Here is a 22,642-nt window from a genome sequence, read left to right on the forward strand (position 1 = left end):
TCCGTTCAAGGAGAGGGGATGTACCGTATCTGGTTCGGTTGTTTCGGCGGCAGCAATTCGAAATGGAACGGAAACTTCTTGAACAGCTTGGTCGAGGTCGCGTTCTTGCCGAGCAGCTTGGCGTCATGCAATAACTTGACGACTTCGCCGAGCGACTGCGGCTGTCCCGCCCTTAATGAAGAGGCTGCGTTCAGGATCTGAGCGACAGTCACTTTGCCGGCCGCGTCGCCCACACTTTTCTTCGCGGCGGGCTTGGCCTTCTTTGCTGCGACCTTCTTGGCAGGCGCTTTCTTCGCAACGGCTTTCTTTGCGGGGACTTTCTTCGCGACGGTTCGGGCCGCTGGCGGTTTGGCGGGAGGTGGCTCCAACTTCTGCAACTCGGCAGCAGGCGATTGCGGCGCCTCGACGGCGTGCTCTTGTCCCACGAGGATCACGTGATCGTAGGCATGAACGGCTTCCGGGGCCATCTTGCCCTGCTCGGACACGCAGACCATGCGAAAGCCGCGTTCACGCAGCCGAAGTACCAATGGCACGAAATCCGCGTCACCTGAACCAACTGCGATGACGGTTGGGCGCGGGGTCTGGTACGACAAATCCATGGCATCAACAGCCAAGGCCACATCGGTCGTGTTCTTGGACAGCGCCAGGTTCACGAATGGACGGATGTGTCTGCTGCGAAGCACATCGGCCAGTCCCTTGAGTTTCTCAGCACTCCCGTAAGCCCGCCGCACTGCGACGCGGCCCTCGCCAACCTCAAGTTTGTGAAAGGCTTCCTCGACCCAGGAAGGCGCACAAAGGTTGTCGGCGTCTATGAAGAAAGCAATCATCGCGCGCCCTTGTTAAGTGACCGATCGACTATCAGTTCTGTAGCTGCCAAGCCACCGTCTCGCCACCGCGCAGCGGCTTGAGCGTGGCATCGCCATAAGGCACCGTCTCCGGCACGGTCCAGCTTTCGCGCTTGAGCGTGATGGTGTCGGTGTGGCGCGGCAGTTCGTAGAAGTCAGGGCCGTGGAAGCTCGCGAAGCCTTCGAGCTTGTCGAGCGCGTTCACGCTGTCGAAGGCCTCGGCGTACAGCTCGATGGCCGTGAGCGCGGTGTAGCAGCCAGCGCAGCCCAGCGCATGCTCCTTCAGGTGCGCCGGGTGCGGCGCGCTGTCGGTGCCCAGGAAGAAGCGGTCGCTGCCGCTGGTGGCCGCCTCGACCAGCGCCACGCGGTGCGTCTCGCGCTTGAGCACGGGCAGGCAGTAGTAGTGCGGGCGGATGCCGCCGGTGAAGATGGCGTTGCGGTTGTACAGCAGGTGATGCGCCGTGATGGTGGCTGCCGTGAAGCGGCCGGCGTCGCGCACGTAGTGGGCGCCTTCCTTCGTGGTCAGGTGCTCGAACACCACCTTCAGCTCGGGGAAGTCGCGGCGCAGCGGAATCATCACGCGGTCGACGAACACGGCTTCGCGGTCGAACAGGTCGATGGCGGGGTCGGTCACCTCACCGTGCACCAGCAGCAGCAGGCCGTGCTTCTGCATGGCCTCGAGCGTCTTGTAGGTCTTGCGGATGTCGGTCACGCCGGCATCGCTGTTGGTGGTGGCGCCGGCCGGGTAGAGCTTGAGCGCGCGCACGCCGGCTTCGGCTGCCAGCGCGATCTCTTCGGGCGGCAGCTTGTCGGTGAGGTAGAGCGACATCACGGGCTCGAAGGCCGTGCCTTCGGGCACGGCGGCGCGGATGCGGTCGCGGTAGGCCACGGCCTGTGCGGCGGTGGTCACGGGCGGGCGCAGATTCGGCATGATCAGCGCGCGGCCGAACTGGCGCGCGCTGTGGGGAACGACGGCTTCGAGGGCGGCGCCATCGCGCACGTGCAGGTGCCAGTCGTCGGGGCGGGTGATCGTGAGGGTGTCTGTCATGGCGCTGGGATTGTCGCATCGCCCCTCTGGCGCCCTCCCGCCGGGCTACGGATGCGAGAACACACGACAGGCGTTCCGGGGCACCTGCTGGCTCCACTTGACATGGTTGACCGAACTGCGCGCGCCCTTGCCCGGCGGCCAGGGGTCGAAGATTCGCAGCGTGGTGCCGCGCCCGCCGGGATCGTCGTCGCCGCGAATGCCCACGACGAGCACCATGTGGCCCGGGAGGCCGACACCGGCGGCATATCCCCTCGCACCCCATGGCAGATCGAACATCAGCGGCCCGTGCTGCAGCGCGGCACGCAACTGGCCGACCGACCAGGGCGCCGGCGGGCGCACCGTCAGGCCGTGCGCGGACGCAAAGAGCGCATCGGCCGTCATGGCGTCGTCGGCATTCGCGAAGGTGCGCAGGCCGCCGTCGTCGGCGATCAGCTCGGTGGGCGTGCGCGCCACCACCGCCTGCACGTTGGAGCGCGTGATCATGGCCGTGCAGGCGGCCCAGCACTGGCCGGGCGTGGGCTGCGGAATCAGCGCGACGGGATGCAGGATCGGCGCGTGGCACTCATTGCCGAACACCAGGTTCTGCGTGCAGGGGCCGGCCTCGCCGTCTTCGGCGAGCCAGTTCGCGGCCTGCAGGCGGCGCACCGCAATCCGGGTAATCGGGCCGTAGTCGCCGTCGAGCACGAGCCCGGGGTTCGGCTGGAGCTTCCGGTTCAATGCCTCCTGCAATCTGCGAACGTCGGCGCCACGTGCACCCTGCGTCAGTGTTGTCATCGGTTCTGTTCCCTTCGCCCCACAGACTGTCGGTGCAAACGGTTGCATTGTCAAAAACGGGCTCCGCCGCGTCCATCGGTCGGACGGCATATCCGGGATGGCGACCCCACCTGTCCCGGGGCACGCCCGTTGCTTGACGTGCTGCGCCATTCGGCCGAAGGTTCGGCCGGCGCAGGCCTTGCGAGAACGAAAAAACAGGAAACCGCCATGCTGTCCACGGCAATGCTTTACTTTCGCGAGACCGCCAAGGCCGGCTCGCTGCGCCGCGCCGCGGAGCAACTGGGCGTGGCGCCGAGCGCCATCAGCCGCCAGATCGCCAAGCTCGAAGGCGAACTGCAGACCGCCCTGCTCGACCGCCGTGCCAACCGCACCACCCTCACGCCGGCCGGAGAGCTGGTGCTCGCACATGCCGACCAGGCGCTGCAGAACAGCGAGGCACTGCGCGGCGCGTTGCAGGAGCTGATCGGCCAGCCCGTTGGCACAGTGCGCGTCGGCAGCATCGAGGGCATGGTCAGCCACTTCCTTGCGAACAACCTGGCGCGCTTCCAGAAGCGGCATCCGCAGGTGAAGCTGCAGGCCTCGGTGGTGGGCTCGCGCGCGGTGCTCGAAGCGCTGCAGGAGGGCCGCATCGACATCGCGCTGGCCTTCAACCTGCCCGAGCGCCACGCCTTCCGCGAGCATGCGCGGCTGGAGCAGCCGCTGTGCGCCATCGTCGCGCCCACGCATGCGCTGGCGCGGCGGCGCAGCGTGTCGTTCCGCGAACTCGAAGGCCACCGCGTGGCACTGCCCGACCGCTCGTTCCAGATCCGCCACCTGGTCGACCGCATCGCATCGAAGACGCAGGTGTCGCTCGACCTGGTGATCGAGACGAGCACGCTCGACATGGCCAAGGGCGTGGTGCGCAACAGCGATCTCATCACCTTCCTGCCGCGCTATGCGGCGCTGCACGAGGTGTCGAACGGCGACCTGTGCGCCGTGCCGCTGCAGGAGCGCGACTTTGCCGCCACCGCGACCAGCCTGCTCACGATGCCAGGGCAGCGCCAGTCGCCGGCATCGCGCGCGCTGCTCGAAATGCTGGCCACCAGCATGGGGCGCTACGGCTCCAACGCAGTGCCGCGTTCTGATTCCGGCAACACGCGCGTGCAGAAATGAGCCTTCCCGTCGGCCTCGTCGCTCCCTACATTGGGCGCTGACGAGGAAAGACGGCATGACAACCACAAGCACCGAAACCACTGCGTTCCCCGAGGGCGGCTACCGCTACGCGAAGGGCGTGTTCCAGTATTCCGCCGGCGTGGCGGCGCTGCCCGGCTTTGCCATCGAGCGGGTGCGCTTTCAGCAGGCCGTGCCGCTGGCCGACGGCTTCGACGCCATCGCGGCGCATCTGCGCGCCATCGGCCGGCCGCTCACCGCGCTGTGCGCCTGCGAACTGCGCTCGCCCGCGCCGTTCTCGGAGCGCGGCTTTCACGACTTCAACCGCATCTATGCCGGCACGCTCGAGCGCTGGCAGTTGCTGCGCGGCGAACACAACCCGGTGGCGCGCACCAACGTGTGCCCTCGCGTCGGCGCACCGGCCACGCCGGCCTTCCAGGCCTTCTCGTACACCGTGCCGGCCGACGACGATGCCGGGCCGCCGAGCTTCGTGGTTTCGGGCGGCGGCGAAGCGCCCGACGGCCACGCCAGCTACCGCGAGGTGATGGTCCGCCTGGGCGACACCAGCCCCGACGGCCTGCGCGCCAAGCTCGGCTACGTGATGACTGAAATGGAACGCCGCCTCGCCGTGCTGGGCTTCGGCTGGCGCGATGCCGCAGCCGTGCAGGCCTACACGGTGCATGACATCGGCGCGCTGGTGTTCGACGAGATCGTGCAGCGCGGCTCACTCACCACCGGCTTGACATGGCACCTCGCGCGCCCGCCGATCGTGGACATGGAAGTCGAGATGGACCTGCGCTGCGCAAGGCGCGAGATCGCGCTGTCATGGCCCTAGGCCCACAAGGGACTGATCGCCTGCTGGCACATGTCGTGCTTGAGAGTTTCCTTTCGTCCTTTTCGCCATTCCACCCAACGGAGTTCCATGTGAAGCGTGCTGCCCCTGCCCTGTTCCTGAAGCCCCTGGCCGCCTGCGCGGCGCTCGCCATCCTGGCCCTGGCCGCGCCCCATGCGATGGCCCAGGAAAAGACGCTGCGCATCGCCATGACGGCAGCCGACATTCCGCGCACGCTGGGCCAGCCCGACCAGGGCTTCGAAGGCAACCGCTTCACCGGCATCCCGATCTACGACTCGCTCACGCAGTGGGATCTGTCGAAGGCCGATGCACCGAGCGTGCTGATTCCCGGCCTCGCCACTTCGTGGGCGGTGGACGCCAAGGACAAGACCAAGTGGGTCTTCAAGCTGCGCCCCGGCGTCAAGTTCCATGACGGCTCGGCCTTCACCGCCGACGCCGTGGTGTGGAACGTGCAGAAGGTGCTCGACAAGGAAGCCGTGCAGTTCGACCCCAGCCAGGTCGGCGTGACGGCTTCGCGCATGCCCACGCTCAAGTCGGCGCGCAAGATCGACGAAATGACGGTCGAGCTCACCACCAGCGAGCCCGACGCCTTCCTGCCGATCAACCTCACGAACCTGTTCATGGCCTCGCCCGCGCACTGGCAGAAGAAGTTCGATGCCGCCGCCGGCGCCACGCCCGCCGACAAGGCCAAGGCCGCCTGGACCGCCTTCGCCGCCGACCCCGCCGGCTCGGGCCCGTTCAAGGTCACGCGCTTCGTGGCGCGCGAGCGCCTTGAGCTGGCCGCCAACAAGGCCTACTGGGACGCCAGGCGCGTGCCGAAGATCGACAAGGTCGTGATGCTGCCGATGCCTGAGGCCAATGCGCGCACCGCCGCTCTGCTGGGCGGCCAGGTCGACTGGATCGAGGCGCCCGCGCCCGACGCCATGGCGCAGATCACGCAGCGCGGCTTCAAGATCTATTCGAACGCGCAGCCGCATGTGTGGCCGTGGCAGCTCTCGTTCGCCGAAGGCTCGCCCTGGCTCGACAAGCGCGTGCGCCAGGCCGCCAACCTGTGCATCGACCGCGGCGGCATGAAGCAGTTGCTGGGCGGCATGATGGCCGAGCCCAAGGGCACGGTGCCGCCAGGTCACCCGTGGTTCGGCAAGCCCACCTTCGACATCAAATACGACGTGAAAGCCGCGCAGGCGCTGATGACGCAGGCCGGCTACTCCGCCGCCAAGCCGATCAAGGTGAAGGTGCAGATCTCGGCCTCGGGCTCGGGCCAGATGCAGCCGCTGCCGATGAACGAGTTCGCGCAGCAGTCGCTCAAGCAGTGCTACTTCGACGTGCAGTTCGACGTGATCGAATGGAACACGCTCTTCACCAACTGGCGCAAGGGCGCAAAAGACCCGTCGGCCAACGGCGCCAATGCGGTCAACATCAGCTTCGCGGCCATGGACCCGTTCTTCGCGATGGTGCGCTTCGTGAGCACCAAGGCCTTCCCGCCGGTGTCGAACAACTGGGGCTACTACGGCAACCCCGAGGTCGACAAGCTGGTGGCCGATGCGCGCACCAGCTTCGACGACAAGGCGCGCGACGCCGCGCTCGCCAAGCTGCACACGCACATCGTGGACGACGCGCCCTTCGTGTGGATCGCGCACGACGTCGGTCCGCGCGCAATGTCGGCCAAGGTCAAGAACGTGGTGCAGCCCAAGAGCTGGTTCATCGACATCGCCACGATGACGATGGACTGACCGCCTTCTTCCTTCCAGCCAGCCCATCAGCCAGCTATCCAGCCAATGTTCGCCTACCTCCTGCGCCGCGTGATCTACGCCGTGCCGATCATGATCGGCGTGGCCCTCGTGTGCTTCCTGCTCGTGCACATCGCGCCGGGCGATCCGCTGGTGTCGATATTGCCGCCCGACGCCTCCGCCGAACTGCAGGCGCAACTGCGCGAGCTCTACGGCTTCAACCGTTCGCTGCCCGAGCAGTTCGCGATGTGGCTGTGGCGCGCGATGCACGGCGACCTGGGCGTGTCCATTGCCAGCAACCGCGCGGTGGCCGGCGAGGTGTTCACCGCCGTGGGCAACACGCTGCGGCTCGCGGTGGTGGCAACCTTCATCGGCTTCGTGCTGGGCTGCCTGTTCGGCTTTGTGGCGGGCTACTTCCGCAACTCGTGGATCGACCGCCTGGCCTCGATGTTCTCGGTGCTGGGCGTGAGCGTGCCGCACTACTGGCTGGGCATGGTGATGGTGATCGTGTTCTCGTCGCAGCTCATGTGGCTGCCGGCCACCGGCGCGGGCCCCAGCGGCTCCGACGACTGGGCCTGGAACTGGGAGCACCTGCAGTTCTTGTTGCTGCCGGCGCTCACGATGTCGGTGATTCCGATGGGCATCATCGCGCGCACGGTGCGCGCACTGGTGGCCGACATCCTCGACCAGGAGTTCATCGTCGGCCTGCGCGCCAAGGGGCTCACGCACCTCGGCGTGTTCCGCCACATGGTGAAGAACGCGGCGCCCACGGCGCTGGCGGTGATGGGCCTGCAGCTGGGCTATCTGCTCGGCGGCTCGATCCTCATCGAGACCGTGTTCTCGTGGCCGGGCACCGGCTTTTTGCTCAACTCGGCCATCTTCCAGCGCGACCTGCCGCTGCTGCAGGGAACGATTCTTGTGCTGGCGCTGTTCTTCGTGCTGCTGAATCTGCTGGTCGACGTGCTGCAGACCCTGCTCGACCCACGCATTGCCCGGGCCTGAAAGACCATGTCCTCCGTGCTCGCCCCCTCCTCCATCGCCGCGGCCGTCGAGCCGCTGCCCACCCAGCGCTCGCGCGGCTACTGGGCCTCGGTGTGGCTGCGCTTCCGGCGCGACCCGGTCGCCGTCGGCGCGGCCATCGTCGTGCTGCTGCTGATCGCGCTCGCAGTCTTCGGCCCCTGGCTCGCACCATCGGACCCCTACCAGTCGTCGATGCTCAAGCGCCTGAAGCCCATCGGCACCGAGGGCCTGCCCTTCGGCAGCGACGAGCTGGGCCGCGACATGCTCTCGCGCCTCATCGTCGGTGCGCGGCTGTCGCTGTTCATCGGCATCACACCGGTGCTGTGTGCCTTCGTGTTGGGCACGATCATCGGCATCGTCGCGGGCTACGCGGGTGGGCTGACCAACACGCTCATCATGCGCACCATCGACGTGTTCTATGCCTTCCCCTCGGTGCTGCTGGCCATCGCGCTGTCGGGCACGCTGGGTGCGGGGGTGGTCAATTCGCTGATCTCGCTGACCATCGTGTTCATTCCGCAGATAGCGCGCGTGGCCGAGAGCGTGACCACGCAGGTGCGCACCCGCGACTATGTGGAGGCGGCGCGCGCTTCGGGTGCCAGCCCCTTCACCATCGTGCGGGTGCATGTGCTGGGCAATGTGCTCGGACCGATCTTCGTGTACGCCACCAGCCTGATCGCGGTGTCGATGATCCTGGCTTCGGGCCTGTCGTTCCTCGGTCTCGGCGTGAAGCCGCCGGAGCCCGAGTGGGGGCTGATGCTCAACACGCTGCGCACCGCCATCTATGTGCAGCCCTGGGTTGCGGCGCTGCCGGGCGCGATGATCTTCATCACTTCGATCTCTTTCAACATCTTGTCCGACGGGCTTCGGTCTGCCATGGACAACAAGGGGTGAGCATGGGAACTCGTGTTTCGATGCAATGCGGTTCAGGGCGCGATCACGCCGACGGCGTGCTCTGCTCCGCGAATGTCCCCCGGCCTGCGGCCTCCTCCTTTATTTCGCTGCGCAGAGCACACCATCGACGTGATCGATGGACGGAGCAGTCGATCGGCCGGCATAAGTGCTGCGCCCATGTGCGAATGGCATCGGGTGCTCCCCGCAGCGAAATAAAGGAGGAGCCGAAGGCGGGGGACATTCGCGGAGGGGAGCACCCGGTGTCATTCGCACGCACCCCGAACGCAGTGAACAGGAGCTAACAAAAATGGACGCACCCAAAGACATCGGCGGCCCAGCCCAACCGCTCCTGACAATCAAGGGCCTGGTCAAGCACTTCCCCCTGAAGAAAGACCCGCTGGGCCGCGGCGGCGGCGTAGTGCGCGCAGTCGACGGCGTGGACTTCGAAGTGCTCAAGGGCGAAACGCTCGGCGTGGTCGGTGAGTCAGGCTGCGGCAAATCGACCACCGCACGCCTGCTGATGCAGCTCATCGAACCCACACGCGGCGAAGTCGTGTTCGACGGCCGCGAGGTCGGCAGCCGCGACCTGCCGCTGAAGGAATTCCGCCGCCAGGTGCAGATGGTGTTCCAGGACAGCTACGCCTCGCTGAACCCGCGCCTCACCATCGAAGACTCGATCGCCTTCGGGCCGCAGGTGCACGGCGTGCCTCGGCGCGAATCGGTGGAACGGGCGCGCGACCTGCTGGCTCGCGTGGGACTGTCGCCGCAGCGCTTTGCCGAGCGCTACCCGCACGAACTCTCGGGCGGCCAGCGGCAGCGCGTGAACATCGCGCGGGCACTGGCACTGCAGCCGCGCATGGTGATCCTCGACGAAGCCGTCTCCGCGCTCGACAAATCGGTGGAAGCACAGGTCATCAACCTGCTGCTCGACCTGAAGACCGAGTTCGGCTTGACCTACGTGTTCATCAGCCACGACCTCAACGTGGTGCGCTACGTGAGCGACCGCGTCATGGTGATGTACCTCGGCCAGGTGGCAGAGATCGGCCCGGCCGATGCGCTGTACGACGCGCCCGCGCACCCCTACACGCGTGCGCTGCTGTCCTCCATGCCGTCGATGGACCCTGACCACCGCACCGAAGAAGCCGCGCTCGCGGGCGATCCGCCGAACCCCATCAATCCGCCCTCGGGCTGCCGCTTTCATCCGCGCTGCGCACTGGCCTCGCCGGTGTGCGCCAAGGTCGTGCCCGAGCGCATCGTCACCGGTTCGCAGCATGCGGTGAGCTGCCTGATCCACGAGGCGGGCAGTGGGCATCCGATGGCCATCGAAACCCCGAGGCAAGCAGCATGAGCGACAACAACGAACCGATGGTCCGCCTGCGCGACCTCAGCGTCACCTTCAGCGGTGGCCGCAAGCCGGTGCACGCCGTCAGCGGCGTGAGCCTCGAAGTGCAGCGCGGCGAGGTCGTCGCGCTGATCGGCGAATCGGGCTCGGGCAAGAGCGTGACCATGCGCACCCTGCTGCGCCTGCACCCCGAGCGCCGCACCCGCATGGGCGGCACGGTGCAGGTCGCAGGCCGCGACGTGCTCGCGATGTCGCAGCGCGAGCTGGCCGACTTCCGCGGCAAGGTCGCGTCGATGATTTTCCAGGAGCCGCTGCTGGCGCTCGACCCGGTGTATTCGGTGGGTGCGCAGATCGTCGAGTCGATCCGCCGGCACGAATCCGTCTCACAGGCCGAGGCGCAACAACGTGCGCTGGCGCTGTTCGAGCGCGTGCGCATTCCGAGCCCCGAACGGCGCCTGCAGGCCTATCCGCACGAGATGTCGGGCGGCATGCGCCAGCGCGCCATGATCGCGCTGGCGCTCGCCTGCAAGCCCCAGCTGCTGCTGGCCGACGAGCCCACCACCGCGCTCGACGCCACGGTGCAGATCCAGATCCTGCTTCTGCTGCGCGAACTGCAGCGCGACCTGGGGCTGTCGGTGATCTTCGTCACGCACGACATCGGCGCCGCCGTCGAGGTGGCCGACCGCATCGCCGTGATGTATGCGGGCCGCATCGTCGAGGAAGGCACTGCGCGCGAGCTGATCCGCTCGCCGCGCCATCCGTACACGATTGCGCTGCTCAAGAGCCGCGCGCACGGTGCGCTGGCACGCGGCACGCGGCTCGAAACCATCGGCGGCGCGCCGCCCGACCTGTCCGCACTGCCGCCCGGCTGCGCCTTTGCCGAACGCTGCGCGCTCGCAAGCGACGCCTGCCGCGCCGCGCAACCACCAGTGGTCGAGCTTGCGCCAAACCACCGCGTGCGCTGCATCCACACCGATGCGGCAGCGGCCATTGCGCCGGTGCTCGTCGCCTGACAGACAACCTCTTCGACATCTTTCATCGCCATGCCCCTGCACGACCCCGCCCACGCCTTCGTTCCGTACCCCGATGCGCCAGTGCCGCGTGCCACGACCGGTCCGCTGGCCGACCTGAGCTTTGCGGCGAAAGACCTGTTCGATGTGGCCGGCTACCCCACGGGCGGCGGCAACCCCATCGTGCTGGCGATGTCGGGCATCAAGACCCGCACCGCACCCACCGTGCAGAAGCTGCTCGATGCCGGCGCGCGCTTTGCCGGCAAGACCGTGACCGACGAACTGGCGTTCTCGATGAACGGCAACAACGCGCACTTCGGCGCGCCTATCAACGGTGGCGCACCCACACGCATTACCGGCGGCTCGTCGTCGGGCTCGGCCTCGGCCGTGTCGTCGAACCTGTGCGACTTCGCGCTGGGCACCGACACCGGCGGCTCGGTGCGCGCGCCGGCCAACCACTGCGGCCTGTACGGCCTGCGCCCAACCCACGGCCGCGTGAGCCTTGAAGGCGCGCTCGACCTCGCACCCAGCTTCGACACCTGCGGCTGGTTCGCGCGAGACATCGGCACCTTCGCGCGCGTGGCCGATGTACTGCTGGGCACCGATGCCACGCCGCTGCCCGAACGCGTGCGGCTGTTGCGGCCCGACGATGTCTGGGCGCTGGCCGTGCCCGCCGCAATCGAAGCGCTGAAGGGCGCTGCCGACCGCGTGCAGGGCCTGCTCGGTGCCGCCAAGGGCACCACGGTGGCGCTGGAATCCTTCGACACGATGTACTGGAACTTTCGCTACCTGCAGTCGCGCGAAGCCTGGCTCACCGATGGCCCGCTGATCGAACGCTACGCACCGCCGCTGGGCCCGGGCGTGGCAGAGCGCTTTGCGTGGTCGCGGGAAGTGACCGATGCGCAGGTTGCAGCGGGCCGCACCTTCCGCACCGCGTTTCGCGAGCACCTGGCCGCGCTGCTTGGCACCGACGGCGTGCTGCTGATGCCGACCATGCCCGACATCGCACCGCTGCGCAGCGACAGCGAAGCCGCGCTGGAGGACTACCGCAACCGCGCGATCCGCATGCTGTGCATCGCGGGCCTGGCGGGCTTTCCGCAGTTGTCGATGCCGCAGGCCACGCGCGACGGTGCGCCGCTGGGTATCTCGCTGCTCGGACCGGCGGGGTCGGACCGGTCGCTGGTTGCGCTGGCGCAGCGCATCGCTGGCTGAGGCCGGGCAAGCCTCAGAACTGCACGCTGCCGCTCTGCCGAAGAAGGCAGACGTCGCAATCGACATCGCCTCCCGCGCGCTCGATCACCACGAAGTCGCCCGCATCCACCGCCAGCAGCGCGTGATGCCAGGTGCCGGGCGCGAGCACCACGCCCTGACGCCCGTCGGTGACGAAGGCCGCGAGTTGCTGTGCAGAAGTGGGCGCCTCGCCCGCGCGGGCGACCACGATCACGAAGCGCCTGTCGCCCAGCGGCACGAAGGTCTGGCTGCCCAGCGCGTGGCGCTCCATCTCCGACACCTCGTGCGGAAAGTGCCGCGCCTGCGCGCGGAACAGCGCGAGCATCGGCCGTCCGCCTTCGGCATCGAGCTGCAGGTCGTCAAGCAGGTCGAAGCGCTGTGCATTGCCTCCATTGATGGGTCGGCCCTCGCCGGTGGGGGCCTCGATCACGGTGCCATACGGCTCAAAGGCATGGGAGGTCAGCGGCTGCGCAACGAACAACGCGGCGCTGGTGGAAGAAAAATCGGTCATGCCGCGATTGCAGCAGAAAGCATGCCTTCCGCCTTGCGAGGGATACTGTTCGCCATGAGCACGACAGAGCCCCAGTTGATCGCCCCGGCGCTTGCCGACGGCGGCCTCGCCGCCATGTTCACGGCACCGGGCGGTGCCCAGGCCTTTGCCGTACGCTGGCAGGGCGGCGTGCACGGCTATCTCAACCAATGCCCCCATGCAGGCGGGCCGCTTGATTTCGAAGGCCAGGTGCTGGAAAGTTCAGGCCGCTTCCTGATGTGCGCGCGGCACGGCGCTATCTTCGAGCCCGACACCGGCAAGTGCGTCGGCGGCCCCTGCCGCGGCGCACGGCTCACGCCGCTGGCGGTGCACGAGAAAGCGGACGGCAGCGTATGGTTCGGCCAGGCCGAATGAAGACGAAGACAACCCTCCAGGAGAAAAAGATATGCGCAGCAACAACAGGCTTCACCCCCTCACCCTGTCGGTCACGGCCCTCGCCTTCGCCGGCCTCATGGCGGGCTGCACCGGCATGTCGCCCGGCAACGGCAAGGCCTTCACGGGCATGAAGGTCACATCCAGCGCCTTCGGCGACAACGGCGTCATTCCGGCGGACTACGCCGGCGCGGGCGACTGCGGCGGCAAGAACGTCTCGCTGCCCGTGGCGTGGAGCAACCTGCCGGCCAAGACCAAGTCGGTCGCCGTGCTGGTGTTCGACCCCGACGGCGCGGCCGGCCTCGGCGTGTCGCACTGGGTGGCGTACAACATCGCGGCCGAGCGCGGCGAGCTCAAGGCGGGCGAAGGCCAGGCGGGCTCGAACTTCAACTTCACGATGGGCCCGAACGTGGCCGGTGCGCCTGCCTATCGCGGCATGTGCCCCCCGGTGGGCGACCGGCCGCACCACTACGTGATGACCGTGGTCGCCACCGACTTCGCGCCGGGCAGCCTGCCGGCAGGCCTTGCGCGCGACGCTCTGCTGGCCGCGCTCAAGGGCCACGCATTGGGCGGGCAGAGCGTGGTGGGCCTCTACAGCCGCTGAATGCAGCGGGTGCGCGCGTAATAATTAAGACTTCAGTTCGCCGGCATTCGTCAGCCATGGCTGCAGCCGCTTCTTCGAAAGCTTCATCGATGGCCCAGCCCGCTGCCGCGTCCTCCCCCTCTTCGGCCCCACCGTCCATCGGCGACCTCGACGCCATGTTCGACCTGGCGCCCGTCTCGCTCTGGATCGAAGACTACGGCGACCTCAAGCGCAAGCTCGACGGCTGGCGCGCCGAGGGCGTGACCAACCTGGTGGCGCACCTGCACGCAGACCCGCAGCGCGTGAGCGACTGCATGGCGCTGCTGAAGGTGCTGCGGGTCAACCAGCACACGCTGAAACTCTTTGCCGCCGACAGCCAGGAAACCCTGCTGGGCGCGCTCGACCGCGTGTTCCGCGGCGACATGTCGGCCACCGTGGTGCACGAGCTCGACCAGCTGTGGCACGGCCAGCTCACCTTCGAGAGCGAGACCGTCAACTACGCGCTCGATGGCCGGCGGCTCGACGTGCGCGTGCGCGCCCGCGTGCTGCCCGGATACGAAGACAGCTGGAGCCGCGTGCTGGTTTCGCTCGACGACGTTACCGAGCGCGTGGCCGCGCAGCGCCTGCGCGACGAGAGCGCCATGTACGCGCGCAGCCTGTTCGACCGCTCGCCCGTGTCGCTGTGGGTGGAAGACTTCAGCGCGGTGCGCTCGCTGCTCGAGAGCATCCGTGCGCGCGGCATCACCGACTTCGCCACCTTCATCAAGGTGCACCCCGACTTCGTCGCGCGCTGCATGCAGGAGATCCGCGTCATCGACGTGAACCACGAAACGCTGCGCATGTTCGGCGCGCCCGACCTGCCCACGCTGCTGGGCAGCATCTCGCGCATCTTCCGCGACGAGATGCGCGAATCGTTCGCCGAGCAGTTGCAAGACCTGTGGAACGGCAAGACCGTGCAGCATCGCGAGGTGCTCAACTACTCGCTGTCGGGCGAGGTGCTGAACATCCACATGCAGTTCGCGGTGCAGGAAGACCGGCAGGGCACCTGGGACCTGGTGCTGGTGTCGCTGGTCGACATCACTGCGCGCAAGAAGGCCGAGGCCTATCTGGAGTACCTCGGCAAGCACGACGTGCTCACGCAGCTGTGCAACCGCACCTACTACAGCGAAGAGCTCAACCGCCTGTCGCGCAAGGGCCCGTGGCCGGTGTCGATCGTGGCCATCGACCTCAACGGCCTGAAGCAGATCAACGACCAGGAAGGCCACGCCGCCGGCGACTCGCTGCTGCGCCGCATGGGCGAGGTGCTCGACAAGGCCGTCGACCCGCCGGCCTGGCCCGCGCGCATCGGCGGCGACGAATTCGCGGTGCTGCTGCCGATGACCGACGAGCGCGGCGCCGAGGCAATGCGCGAGCGCATCCTCACGCTGCTCGAAATGAACAACCAGTTCCACGCGGGGCAAAGCGGCCACGCCTTGAGCCTGGCCATCGGGCTCGCAACCTGCCATGGAGACGAGTCGCTGGAGGTTGCGTTGCAGCGTGCGGACCGGGCGATGTATGTGGACAAGGCGCGGCACTACGAGAGCGCGGAGAGACACCAGCGGCACGCGTGACCTCCCCGGGCACGATGCGAGTGCCGGCGCCTCCAGTTCACTCCGGCACCGGCACCCGAACCCGCTCCAGAATGAAATCGATGAACGTGCGGATCGCCCGCGTGTGCTGGCGGTTCGGCATGTAGAGCATGAACATCTGCGTGCCGAAGATGCTCAGGCGCCAGTCGTCGAGCGTGGTCACGACGTCGCCTTTGCGCACGTCTTCCTGCACCACGTAGTCGGGCACGAGACCGATGCCCAGCCCCGCGAGGATGGCCTGGCGCAGGAACAGGAAGTTTTCCGAGATCAGCGTCGGCTCCAGGATCACTTCGCGCCGCGTCTCACCTTGGTAGGCCGACACGCGCAGTTGCCGCCCGATGACGGCAGCGGTGACCACGGGTGCGCCCTGCAGCGCGTCTAGCTGCACCGGCAGCGGGTTCTTCGCCGCGTAGTCGGTTGAAGCACACGCCACATAGCGCACCGGCCCCATCTCGCGCGCCACCAGGTTCTGCGGCGGCTCGGGAATCACGCGTATCGCGATGTCGACTTCGTCGCGCAGCAGGTCCTCGATGCGGTTCTCGAACACCACGTCGAGCACGATGCCGGGGTACTGGCGCTTGAAGTCGATCAGCCAGTCGGCCATCACGAGCTGGCCGTAGCCGCTGGGCACGCTCAGGCGCACGCGGCCCTGCAGGCCCTGCCCCAGCGTCGTTACCGATTCGCGCGCCGCCAGCAGTTCGCCCTGGATGGCAACGCCGTGCTGGTAAAGCCGCAGGCCGATTTCGGTCGGCTCGGCGCGCCGGGTGGTGCGCCGCACCAGCTGCGCGCCGACTGAGCGCTCCAACTGGTTCAGGTGGTAGCTGACGTTGGCGCGGCTCATCTTGAGCCGGCGGGCAGCAGCACTCAGGTTGCCGGCGTCAAGAATTTCCACCAACAAAGTGAGCGACTGGAGGTCCATGGGCCGATTGTGTCAAAAATTCTTTGACAGTCTGTCAACCGCCTATGCAATTGTCAAAGCGGCGCAGCGGGCAAAGAATGCTGGGTTCACCCCCAGAGCCTCGAACCTCAGCACGGTTCGCAACGCAAAGAGACAAGCAAGCACATGGCCACCACAACTCCCAGCCCTTCCACGTCCAACGGTCCCGTCACCTTCCAGCGTCGAGGCGACGTGTTCGTGGTGACCATCGACAACCCGCCCGTCAATGCCCTGGGCGTGGATGTGCGCCGCGGCCTCGTGGCCGCCATCGACGCCGCGGAGGCCGACAGCGGCGCCAAGGCGGTGCTGATCGTCGGCGCGGGCCGCAACTTCATCGCGGGCGCGGACATTCGCGAGTTCGGCAAGACGCCGCAGCCGCCGTCGCTGCCCGAGGTCTGCCTGAAGATCGAGAACTGCTCCAAGCCGGTTGTCGCCGCCATCCACGGCGCCGCACTGGGTGGCGGGCTCGAAGTGGCGCTGTCGGCGCACTACCGCCTCGCCTCGCCTACCGCGAAGCTGGGCCTGCCTGAAGTGGCACTGGGCCTCTTGCCCGGCTCGGGCGGCACGCAGCGTGCGCCGCGCCTCATCGGCGTGAAGCCCGCGCTCGAACTGATGCTCAGCGGCCGCCATGCGGGCGCGAAGGAAGCGCTGCCGCTCGGCCTCGTCGACCGCCTCGGCACCGATGCCGACGCGCTGGCCGAAGGCCTCGCCTACGCGCAAGAGCTGGTCGCAGCCAAGGCCCCGGTGCGCCGCACGCGCGAAGCCGGCGCATTGGCCGACAAGGAAGCCAGCCGCGCAGCCCTCGAAGCCGCGCGCGCCGACACCGCGAAGAAGAGCCGCGGCCTGTTCTCGCCGATGAAGATCATCGAAGCCGTCGAAGGCGCGCTCACGCTGCCCTTCGACGAAGGCATGGCGCTGGAGCGCAAGCTGTTCCTGCAGTGCATCGACAGCCCGCAGCGCGCCGGCCTGATCCACGCCTTCTTCGCCGAACGTGAAGTGCTGAAGGCGCCCGAGACCAAGAGCGCGAAGCCGCGCGCGCTGGAGTCGGCCGGCATCATCGGCGGCGGCACCATGGGTGCGGGCATTGCGGTGGCGATGCTCGACGCCGGCATGCCCGTGACCATGATCGAGCGCGACGACACCCAGCTCGCGCGCGGCCGCGCCAACGTGGAGAAGGTGTACGACAGCCTCATCGCCAAGGGCCGCATGACGCCTGAGGCCAAGACCGCCGTCATGGCCCGCTTCTCGGGCTCCACGTCTTATGACGCGCTCGCTCAGGTCGACATCGTGGTCGAGGCCGTGTTCGAGGAAATGGGCGTCAAGAAGGCCGTGTTCGCCGAACTCGACCGCGTGTGCAAGCGCGGCGCCGTGATCGCCACCAACACCTCGTACCTCGACATCGACCAGATCGCTGACAGCATCTCGCGCCCGCAGGACGTGGTGGGCCTGCACTTCTTCTCGCCCGCCAACATCATGAAGCTGCTGGAGATCGTGGTGCCCGCCAAGGTGAGCGCCGACGTGGTCGCCACCGGCTTCGAGCTTGCGAAAAAGCTCAAGAAGGTGCCGGTGCGCGCAGGCGTGTGCGACGGCTTCATCGGCAACCGCATCCTGGCCGTGTACCGCCAGGCCGCCGACCACATGATGGAAGACGGTGCCTCGCCCTACGACATCGACGCGGCCGTGCGCAACTTCGGCTATCCGATGGGCCCGTTCCAGGTGTCCGACCTGGCCGGCGGCGACATCGGCTGGGCCACGCGCAAGCGCAAGGCCGCCACGCGCGATCCGCAGGCGCGCTACGTACAGGTGGCCGACCGCATCTGCGAGCGCGGCTGGTTCGGCCAGAAGACGCAGCGAGGCTACTACCTGTACCCCGAAGGCGCACGCACTGGCCAGCCCGACCCCGAGGTGCTGGCCATCATCGACGCCGAGCGCGAACGCGCGGGAATCAAGCCGCGCACCTTCACCGAGGAAGAAATCATGCGCCGCTACATGGCCGCGATGATCAACGAGGGCGCCAATGTCGTGCTCCAGCGCATCGCGCTGCGCCCACTCGACGTGGACGTGACTTTCCTCTACGGCTACGGCTTCCCGCGCCACCGCGGCGGCCCCATGAAATACGCCGACACCGTGGGCCTGCCCAAGGTGCTGGCCGACATCCGCGAGTTTGCGAAGGAAGACCCGATCTTCTGGAAGCCCTCGCCGCTGCTGGTCGAATTGGTCGCGCAAGGCGCCGATTTCGCCAGCCTCAATCAATCCGAGTAATCAGAGTCCACCTCAGTCAGCCGTCCAGGAGACATTCCCATGCGTGAAGCCGTCATCGTTTCCACTGCCCGCACCCCGCTCACCAAGGCGCACCGCGGCGAATTCAACATCACCCCCGGCCCCACGCTGGCGGCCTTCGCCGTGAAGGCTGCGGTCGAGCGCTCGGGCCTCGACGCTGCGCTGATCGAGGACGCGATCCTCGGCTGCGGCTACCCCGAAGGCACCACCGGCCGCAACATCGCGCGCCAGGCCGTCATCCGCGCGGGCTTGCCCATCAGCATCGCCGGCACCACGGTCAACCGCTTCTGCGCCTCGGGCCTGCAGGCGATTGCGATGGCCGCGGGCCGTATCGTGGTGGACGGCGCGCCGGCCATGATCGCGGGCGGCGTCGAAAGCATCTCGCAGATCCGCTCGCGCAGCGCCACCGACAGTGGCGACAGCGGCATGGACCCGTGGATCGTCGAGCACAAGCCCGCGCTGTACATGGCGATGATCGAGACCGCCGACATCGTGGCCAAGCGCTACGGCATTACCCGCGAAGCACAGGACCGCTTCTCCGCCGAGAGCCAGCGCCGTACCGAAGAAGCGCAACTCGCCGGCCGCTACAAAGACGAGATCGTCGCCTGCACCACCACGATGGCCGTGACCGACAAGGACACGAAGGAAGTCACCTACCGCGAAGTCACCGCCACCGAAGACAACTGCAATCGCCGCGGCACCACCTACGAGGCGCTTGCCAAGCTGAAGCCGGTGATGGGCGAAGACAAGTTCGTGACCGCAGGCAACGCCTCGCAGTTGTCGGACGGCGCATCGGCCTGCGTGCTGATGGAAGCCAAGGACGCCGAGCGCGCCAACATCAAGCCGCTGGGCGCCTTCCGCGGCCTCGCAGTGGCCGGCTGCGAACCCGACGAGATGGGCATCGGCCCGGTGTTCGCCGTGCCCAAGCTGCTCGCGCGCCACGGCCTCAAGGTGCAAGACATCGGCCTGTGGGAGCTCAACGAAGCCTTCGCCTCGCAGTCGATCTACTGCCAGGACAAGCTGGGCATTCCGTCGGAGCTTCTGAACGTGAACGGCGGCGCGATCTCCATCGGCCACCCCTTCGGCATGACCGGCGCGCGCCTCACGGGTCACGTGCTCATCGAAGGCAAGCGCCGCGGCGCGAAGTACGCCGTGGTCACGATGTGCATCGCCGGCGGCATGGGCGCGGCCGGCCTGTTCGAAATCTATTGAGGAGCCTGCGATGGACCTGAACTTCACGACCGAAGAAGAAGCCTTCCGCAGCGATGTGCGCGCCTTCCTGGCCGACAAACTGCCCGTGCGGCTGTCCGAGAAAGTGCGCAGCGGCAAGATCCTCGAGAAGGCCGACATGCAGGAATGGCACGCCATCCTCAACGAGCGCGGCTGGCTCGCCAACCACTGGCCCGAGCAGTACGGCGGCCCGGGCTGGACGGCAGTCGAGAAGTTCATCTTCGAGCACGAATGCGCGCTGGCCTTTGCGCCGCGCATCGTGCCCTTCGGCGTGAACATGCTCGGCCCGGTGCTCATCAAGTACGGCAACGAGGCGCAGAAAAGCTACTGGCTGCCGCGCATCCTGAACGGCGCCGACTGGTGGTGCCAGGGCTATTCGGAACCCGGCGCGGGCTCCGACCTGGCAGCGGTGAAGACATCGGCCGTGCGCGGCATCGACGCGCAGGGCGACCACTACATCGTGAACGGCCAGAAGACCTGGACCACGCTGGGCCAGCACGCCAACATGATCTTCTGCCTGGTGCGCACCAATCGCGAGGCGAAGAAGCAGGAAGGCATCAGCTTCCTGCTGATCGACATGGACTCGCCCGGCGTGGAAGTGCGCCCGATCATCACGCTCGACGGCGAGCATGAAGTCAACGAGGTGTTCTTCTCCGACGTGCGCGTGCCCGCCGAGAACCTCGTGGGCGAGGAGAACAAGGGCTGGACCTGCGCCAAGTACCTGCTGACCTACGAGCGCACCAACATCGCGGGCGTGGGCTTCTCGGTGGCCGCGCTCGAACAGCTCAAGGGCATTGCAGCTACGCAGACGAAAAACGGCAAGCCCCTGGCCGAAGACCCGGCCTTTGCGGCACGCATGGCGCGTGTCGAGATCGACCTGGAGAACATGAAGACCACCAACCTGCGCGTGATCGCGGCGGTGGCCGGCGGCGGCGTGCCCGGCGCGGAAAGCTCGATGCTGAAGATCCGCGGCACCGAGATCCGCCAGGAGATTTCTTCGCTGGCCCGCCGCGCGATGGGTGTGTACGGCCGCCCCTTCATCGCAGAGGCGCTGAAGGATGGTTTCACAGGCGAGACCTTCGGCCCCGACTACGCCTCGGCTGCCGCCTCGCGCTACTTCAACAACCGCAAGCTGTCGATCTTCGGCGGCTCGAACGAAATCCAGAAGAACATCATCAGCAAGATGATTCTTGGCCTGTAAAGGAGACATGCAATGAACTTCGAACACACCGAAGACCGGCGCATGCTCGCCGACAGCCTGAACCGCTTCATCGCCGAGCAGTACGCGTTCGACGCGCGCGACCGCATCGCAAAATCGGAGCACGGGTTCAGCAAGGAAATCTTCCAGCAGTTCGCCGAACTGGGCGTGATCGGTGCGCTGTTCAGCGAGGCCGATGGCGGCTTCGGCGGCGGCGGCTTCGACATCGCCGTGGTCTTCGAGGCACTGGGCCGCGGCCTCGTGATCGAGCCGCTGCTGGGCGCCGTGATGGTCGGCGAGGCAATCAGCGCCGCGGGCACCGATGCGCAGAAAGAGAAGCTCGGCGACATCATCAACGGCGTGACGGTTGCGGCCTTCGCGCACGACGAGGCCGACACGCACTACGAACGCACCCGCGTGGCAACCAAGGCCGAGCGCAGCGGCGATGGCTGGGTGCTCCACGGCACCAAGGCTGTCGTGCCGCAAGGCGAGCAGGCCGACCTGTTCCTGGTCTCGGCCCGCACCTCGGGTGCCATCGACGACGAAGCCGGCATCTCGCTGTTCCTCGTGCCCGCGAAGACTGCCAGCCTCACGGTGCGCGGCTGCCCCGCCATCGACGGCGGCCGTGTCGCCGAGCTCTCGTTCGACGGCGTGAAGCTGGGCGCCGATGCACTGCTCGGAACCGAAGGCCAGGGCCATGCCACGCTGGAACGCGCCATCGGCCGCGGCGTGCTCGCGCTGTGCGCCGAAGCGCTGGGCGCGATGGAAGCAGCCAAGACCGCCACGCTGGAATACCTGCGCACGCGCAAGCAGTTCGGCACGCTGATCGGCAGCTTCCAGGCACTGCAGCACCGCATGGCCGACCTGCTGCTCGAAATCGAGCAGGCCCGCTCGGCAGTCATCAACGCCGCAGCAGCCATCGACACCGGCGACCGCGTGACGCGCGAGCGCGCGCTGTCGGCCGCCAAGTTCAGCATCGGCCGCATCGGCGCGCTGGTGGCGGAAGAAAGCATCCAGATGCACGGCGGCATCGGCATGACGTGGGAGCTGCCGATGCCCCACTACGCCAAGCGCCTCGTGATGATCGACCACCAGCTCGGCGACGAAGACCACCACCTGCAGCGCTACATCGCGCTCGGTAAGGAGGTCGTGGCATGACGGACAAGACGGTTCTGATCTCGCAGGAGGGTGCGGTCCGCGTCCTCACCAACAGCAACCCCGGCGCGCGCAACGCGATCACGCCGACGCTGTACGCCGAACTCTCTGCCGCGCTCGCCGACGCCGAGAACGACCCTGAAGTCGGCGCCATCGTCTTCACCGGCGCGGGCGATTTCTTCTGCTCCGGCGGCGACCTCAACCTGCTGGCCAAGCGCCGCGAACTGCCCGCCTCGGAGCGCCGCGAAAAGCTCGAAGGCCTGCATGACCTGATCCGCGCGATCCGCGATTGCGGCAAGCCCGTGATCGCGGCGGTCGAAGGTGGTGCAGCCGGCGCCGGCCTGTCGATGGCGCTGGCCTGCGACATGCTGGTGTCGGCACGCGACGCCTTCTACACCGTGGCCTATGTCAAGGTCGGCCTCACGCCGGACGGTGGCGCCACGGCGTTCCTCTCGGAGTTCGTCTCGCGCCAGGTGCTGACCGAGATGTGCCTGACCGGCGACCGCATGCCGGCCGAGCGCCTGCACGCGCTGGGCGCGGTCAACCGCCTGACCGACAAGGGCGCAGCACTGGCCGAAGCCATCGCGCTCGCAGCCAAGGTGGCAAGCGGCCCGCAGCGCGCGAGCGCACGCATCAAGACGCTGTGCCGCCAGGCACACCGTGCCACGCTGGAAGAGCAGCTCGACGCCGAGGCCGTGTTCATGGTCGAGTCGCAGGCGGATGCCGAAGCGGCCGAAGGCATCGGCGCCTTCCTCGGCAAGCGCAAGGCCGACTTCGTCGCGCTGCGCCGACAGAAGCAGGACGCGTCCTGACACGC

Annotated in this window: 21 protein-coding genes; 16 read left to right on the forward strand and 5 right to left on the reverse strand. The window is 67.5% G+C overall.

The window, feature by feature from the left end; genetic code table 11:
- Positions 1–5: 5 nt before the first annotated feature.
- From NWF24_RS27425 to NWF24_RS27435, 3 genes are read right to left on the reverse strand one after another with little or no spacing between them, the layout of a single operon-like run.
- Entirely contained in the window at positions 6–827 is an 822-nt protein-coding gene (locus NWF24_RS27425) for an NYN domain-containing protein (protein ID WP_258351286.1), read from the reverse strand.
- Between the two features lie 31 nt (positions 828–858).
- Positions 859–1,893: a dihydroorotase gene (gene pyrC / locus NWF24_RS27430; protein WP_258351287.1), complete on the reverse strand. Its 1,035-nt coding sequence runs from the start codon at positions 1,891–1,893 to the stop codon at positions 859–861.
- A 45-nt stretch (positions 1,894–1,938) separates the two neighbouring features.
- On the reverse strand, positions 1,939–2,667 hold the full coding sequence (locus tag NWF24_RS27435; protein ID WP_258351288.1) for a peptidoglycan-binding protein: 729 nt from the start codon (positions 2,665–2,667) through the stop codon (positions 1,939–1,941).
- 207 nt (positions 2,668–2,874) lie between these two features.
- On the opposite strand from NWF24_RS27435, the gene NWF24_RS27440 reads away from it, so the two are divergent.
- The 8 genes from NWF24_RS27440 (at position 2,875) to NWF24_RS27475 (ending at position 11,874) form a co-directional block, all read left to right on the forward strand.
- Positions 2,875–3,819: a LysR family transcriptional regulator gene (locus tag NWF24_RS27440; protein ID WP_258351289.1), complete on the forward strand. Its 945-nt coding sequence runs from the start codon at positions 2,875–2,877 to the stop codon at positions 3,817–3,819.
- Positions 3,820–3,874: 55 nt separating this feature from the next.
- Entirely contained in the window at positions 3,875–4,651 is a 777-nt protein-coding gene (gene cnbZ / locus NWF24_RS27445; protein WP_258351290.1) for a 2-amino-5-chloromuconate deaminase CnbZ, read from the forward strand.
- A gap of 89 nt (positions 4,652–4,740) precedes the next feature.
- Entirely contained in the window at positions 4,741–6,402 is a 1,662-nt protein-coding gene (locus tag NWF24_RS27450; RefSeq protein ID WP_258351291.1) for an ABC transporter substrate-binding protein, read from the forward strand.
- Positions 6,403–6,447: 45 nt separating this feature from the next.
- Positions 6,448–7,401 carry an ABC transporter permease gene (locus NWF24_RS27455; RefSeq protein WP_258351292.1) on the forward strand — a complete coding sequence of 318 codons (954 nt, stop codon included), beginning with the start codon at positions 6,448–6,450 and terminating at the stop codon, positions 7,399–7,401.
- 6 nt (positions 7,402–7,407) lie between these two features.
- On the forward strand, positions 7,408–8,310 hold the full coding sequence (locus tag NWF24_RS27460; RefSeq protein ID WP_258351293.1) for an ABC transporter permease: 903 nt from the start codon (positions 7,408–7,410) through the stop codon (positions 8,308–8,310).
- 307 nt (positions 8,311–8,617) lie between these two features.
- Positions 8,618–9,658 (forward strand): ABC transporter ATP-binding protein, encoded by a 1,041-nt coding sequence (locus NWF24_RS27465; RefSeq protein WP_258351294.1) that lies wholly within the window; start codon positions 8,618–8,620, stop codon positions 9,656–9,658.
- Positions 9,655–10,665 carry an ABC transporter ATP-binding protein gene (locus NWF24_RS27470; protein WP_258351295.1) on the forward strand — a complete coding sequence of 337 codons (1,011 nt, stop codon included), beginning with the start codon at positions 9,655–9,657 and terminating at the stop codon, positions 10,663–10,665. Before NWF24_RS27465 ends, NWF24_RS27470 begins: the two co-directional genes overlap by 4 nt.
- A 30-nt stretch (positions 10,666–10,695) precedes the next feature.
- Entirely contained in the window at positions 10,696–11,874 is a 1,179-nt protein-coding gene (locus NWF24_RS27475) for an amidase (protein WP_258351296.1), read from the forward strand.
- Positions 11,875–11,887: 13 nt separating this feature from the next.
- Here NWF24_RS27475 and NWF24_RS27480 read toward each other — a convergent pair whose 3' ends face one another.
- Complete coding sequence (locus NWF24_RS27480; protein ID WP_258351297.1) at positions 11,888–12,403, reverse strand: ureidoglycolate lyase; 516 nt, start codon at positions 12,401–12,403, stop codon at positions 11,888–11,890.
- 54 nt (positions 12,404–12,457) lie between these two features.
- On the opposite strand from NWF24_RS27480, the gene NWF24_RS27485 reads away from it, so the two are divergent.
- The 3 genes from NWF24_RS27485 to NWF24_RS27495 all read left to right on the forward strand — a co-directional run bounded on the left by NWF24_RS27485 (position 12,458) and on the right by NWF24_RS27495 (position 15,007).
- On the forward strand, positions 12,458–12,796 hold the full coding sequence (locus NWF24_RS27485; protein ID WP_375338419.1) for a Rieske (2Fe-2S) protein: 339 nt from the start codon (positions 12,458–12,460) through the stop codon (positions 12,794–12,796).
- 31 nt (positions 12,797–12,827) lie between these two features.
- Complete coding sequence (locus tag NWF24_RS27490) at positions 12,828–13,418, forward strand: YbhB/YbcL family Raf kinase inhibitor-like protein (RefSeq protein ID WP_258351298.1); 591 nt, start codon at positions 12,828–12,830, stop codon at positions 13,416–13,418.
- Positions 13,419–13,507: 89 nt separating this feature from the next.
- A complete protein-coding gene (locus tag NWF24_RS27495) occupies positions 13,508–15,007 on the forward strand; it encodes a sensor domain-containing diguanylate cyclase (RefSeq protein WP_258351299.1) in 1,500 nt (499 codons plus the stop codon).
- A gap of 37 nt (positions 15,008–15,044) precedes the next feature.
- Here NWF24_RS27495 and NWF24_RS27500 read toward each other — a convergent pair whose 3' ends face one another.
- Positions 15,045–15,944: a LysR family transcriptional regulator gene (locus tag NWF24_RS27500; protein WP_093173172.1), complete on the reverse strand. Its 900-nt coding sequence runs from the start codon at positions 15,942–15,944 to the stop codon at positions 15,045–15,047.
- 144 nt (positions 15,945–16,088) lie between these two features.
- Here NWF24_RS27500 and NWF24_RS27505 point away from each other — a divergent pair, with 144 nt between their 5' ends.
- Genes NWF24_RS27505 through NWF24_RS27525 form a run of 5 tightly spaced genes read left to right on the forward strand, consistent with a single transcriptional unit; the run spans position 16,089 to position 22,637 of the window.
- A complete protein-coding gene (locus NWF24_RS27505) occupies positions 16,089–18,224 on the forward strand; it encodes a 3-hydroxyacyl-CoA dehydrogenase NAD-binding domain-containing protein (protein WP_258351300.1) in 2,136 nt (711 codons plus the stop codon).
- Positions 18,225–18,263: 39 nt separating this feature from the next.
- On the forward strand, positions 18,264–19,454 hold the full coding sequence (locus tag NWF24_RS27510) for an acetyl-CoA C-acyltransferase (RefSeq protein ID WP_258351301.1): 1,191 nt from the start codon (positions 18,264–18,266) through the stop codon (positions 19,452–19,454).
- A gap of 10 nt (positions 19,455–19,464) precedes the next feature.
- A complete protein-coding gene (locus tag NWF24_RS27515; RefSeq protein WP_258351302.1) occupies positions 19,465–20,673 on the forward strand; it encodes an acyl-CoA dehydrogenase family protein in 1,209 nt (402 codons plus the stop codon).
- 12 nt (positions 20,674–20,685) lie between these two features.
- Complete coding sequence (locus NWF24_RS27520) at positions 20,686–21,828, forward strand: acyl-CoA dehydrogenase family protein (RefSeq protein ID WP_258351303.1); 1,143 nt, start codon at positions 20,686–20,688, stop codon at positions 21,826–21,828.
- Positions 21,825–22,637: an oxepin-CoA hydrolase, alternative type gene (locus NWF24_RS27525; RefSeq protein WP_258351304.1), complete on the forward strand. Its 813-nt coding sequence runs from the start codon at positions 21,825–21,827 to the stop codon at positions 22,635–22,637. The genes NWF24_RS27520 and NWF24_RS27525 overlap by 4 nt, the downstream gene beginning before the upstream one ends.
- The last annotated feature ends 5 nt before the right edge of the window (positions 22,638–22,642 follow it).

This window comes from Variovorax paradoxus (assembly GCF_024734665.1).
Classification (GTDB): Bacteria; Pseudomonadota; Gammaproteobacteria; order Burkholderiales; family Burkholderiaceae_C; genus Variovorax.

What these genes read in the sequence shown, in the direction of transcription:
- NWF24_RS27525 (WP_258351304.1), top strand. Translation starts at nt 21,825, where the DNA reads ATGACGGACAAGACGGTTCTGATCTCGCAGGAGGGTGCGGTCCGCGTC.
- cnbZ (WP_258351290.1), top strand. Translation starts at nt 3,875, where the DNA reads ATGACAACCACAAGCACCGAAACCACTGCGTTCCCCGAGGGCGGCTAC.
- NWF24_RS27475 (WP_258351296.1), top strand. Translation starts at nt 10,696, where the DNA reads ATGCCCCTGCACGACCCCGCCCACGCCTTCGTTCCGTACCCCGATGCG.
- NWF24_RS27455 (WP_258351292.1), top strand. Translation starts at nt 6,448, where the DNA reads ATGTTCGCCTACCTCCTGCGCCGCGTGATCTACGCCGTGCCGATCATG.
- NWF24_RS27500 (WP_093173172.1), bottom strand. Translation starts at nt 15,944, where the DNA reads ATGGACCTCCAGTCGCTCACTTTGTTGGTGGAAATTCTTGACGCCGGC.
- NWF24_RS27470 (WP_258351295.1), top strand. Translation starts at nt 9,655, where the DNA reads ATGAGCGACAACAACGAACCGATGGTCCGCCTGCGCGACCTCAGCGTC.
- NWF24_RS27435 (WP_258351288.1), bottom strand. Translation starts at nt 2,667, where the DNA reads ATGACAACACTGACGCAGGGTGCACGTGGCGCCGACGTTCGCAGATTG.
- NWF24_RS27465 (WP_258351294.1), top strand. Translation starts at nt 8,618, where the DNA reads ATGGACGCACCCAAAGACATCGGCGGCCCAGCCCAACCGCTCCTGACA.
- NWF24_RS27440 (WP_258351289.1), top strand. Translation starts at nt 2,875, where the DNA reads ATGCTGTCCACGGCAATGCTTTACTTTCGCGAGACCGCCAAGGCCGGC.
- NWF24_RS27485 (WP_375338419.1), top strand. Translation starts at nt 12,458, where the DNA reads ATGAGCACGACAGAGCCCCAGTTGATCGCCCCGGCGCTTGCCGACGGC.
- NWF24_RS27460 (WP_258351293.1), top strand. Translation starts at nt 7,408, where the DNA reads ATGTCCTCCGTGCTCGCCCCCTCCTCCATCGCCGCGGCCGTCGAGCCG.
- NWF24_RS27520 (WP_258351303.1), top strand. Translation starts at nt 20,686, where the DNA reads ATGAACTTCGAACACACCGAAGACCGGCGCATGCTCGCCGACAGCCTG.
- NWF24_RS27490 (WP_258351298.1), top strand. Translation starts at nt 12,828, where the DNA reads ATGCGCAGCAACAACAGGCTTCACCCCCTCACCCTGTCGGTCACGGCC.
- NWF24_RS27505 (WP_258351300.1), top strand. Translation starts at nt 16,089, where the DNA reads ATGGCCACCACAACTCCCAGCCCTTCCACGTCCAACGGTCCCGTCACC.
- pyrC (WP_258351287.1), bottom strand. Translation starts at nt 1,893, where the DNA reads ATGACAGACACCCTCACGATCACCCGCCCCGACGACTGGCACCTGCAC.
- NWF24_RS27480 (WP_258351297.1), bottom strand. Translation starts at nt 12,403, where the DNA reads ATGACCGATTTTTCTTCCACCAGCGCCGCGTTGTTCGTTGCGCAGCCG.
- NWF24_RS27425 (WP_258351286.1), bottom strand. Translation starts at nt 827, where the DNA reads ATGATTGCTTTCTTCATAGACGCCGACAACCTTTGTGCGCCTTCCTGG.
- NWF24_RS27495 (WP_258351299.1), top strand. Translation starts at nt 13,508, where the DNA reads ATGGCCCAGCCCGCTGCCGCGTCCTCCCCCTCTTCGGCCCCACCGTCC.
- NWF24_RS27510 (WP_258351301.1), top strand. Translation starts at nt 18,264, where the DNA reads ATGCGTGAAGCCGTCATCGTTTCCACTGCCCGCACCCCGCTCACCAAG.
- NWF24_RS27515 (WP_258351302.1), top strand. Translation starts at nt 19,465, where the DNA reads ATGGACCTGAACTTCACGACCGAAGAAGAAGCCTTCCGCAGCGATGTG.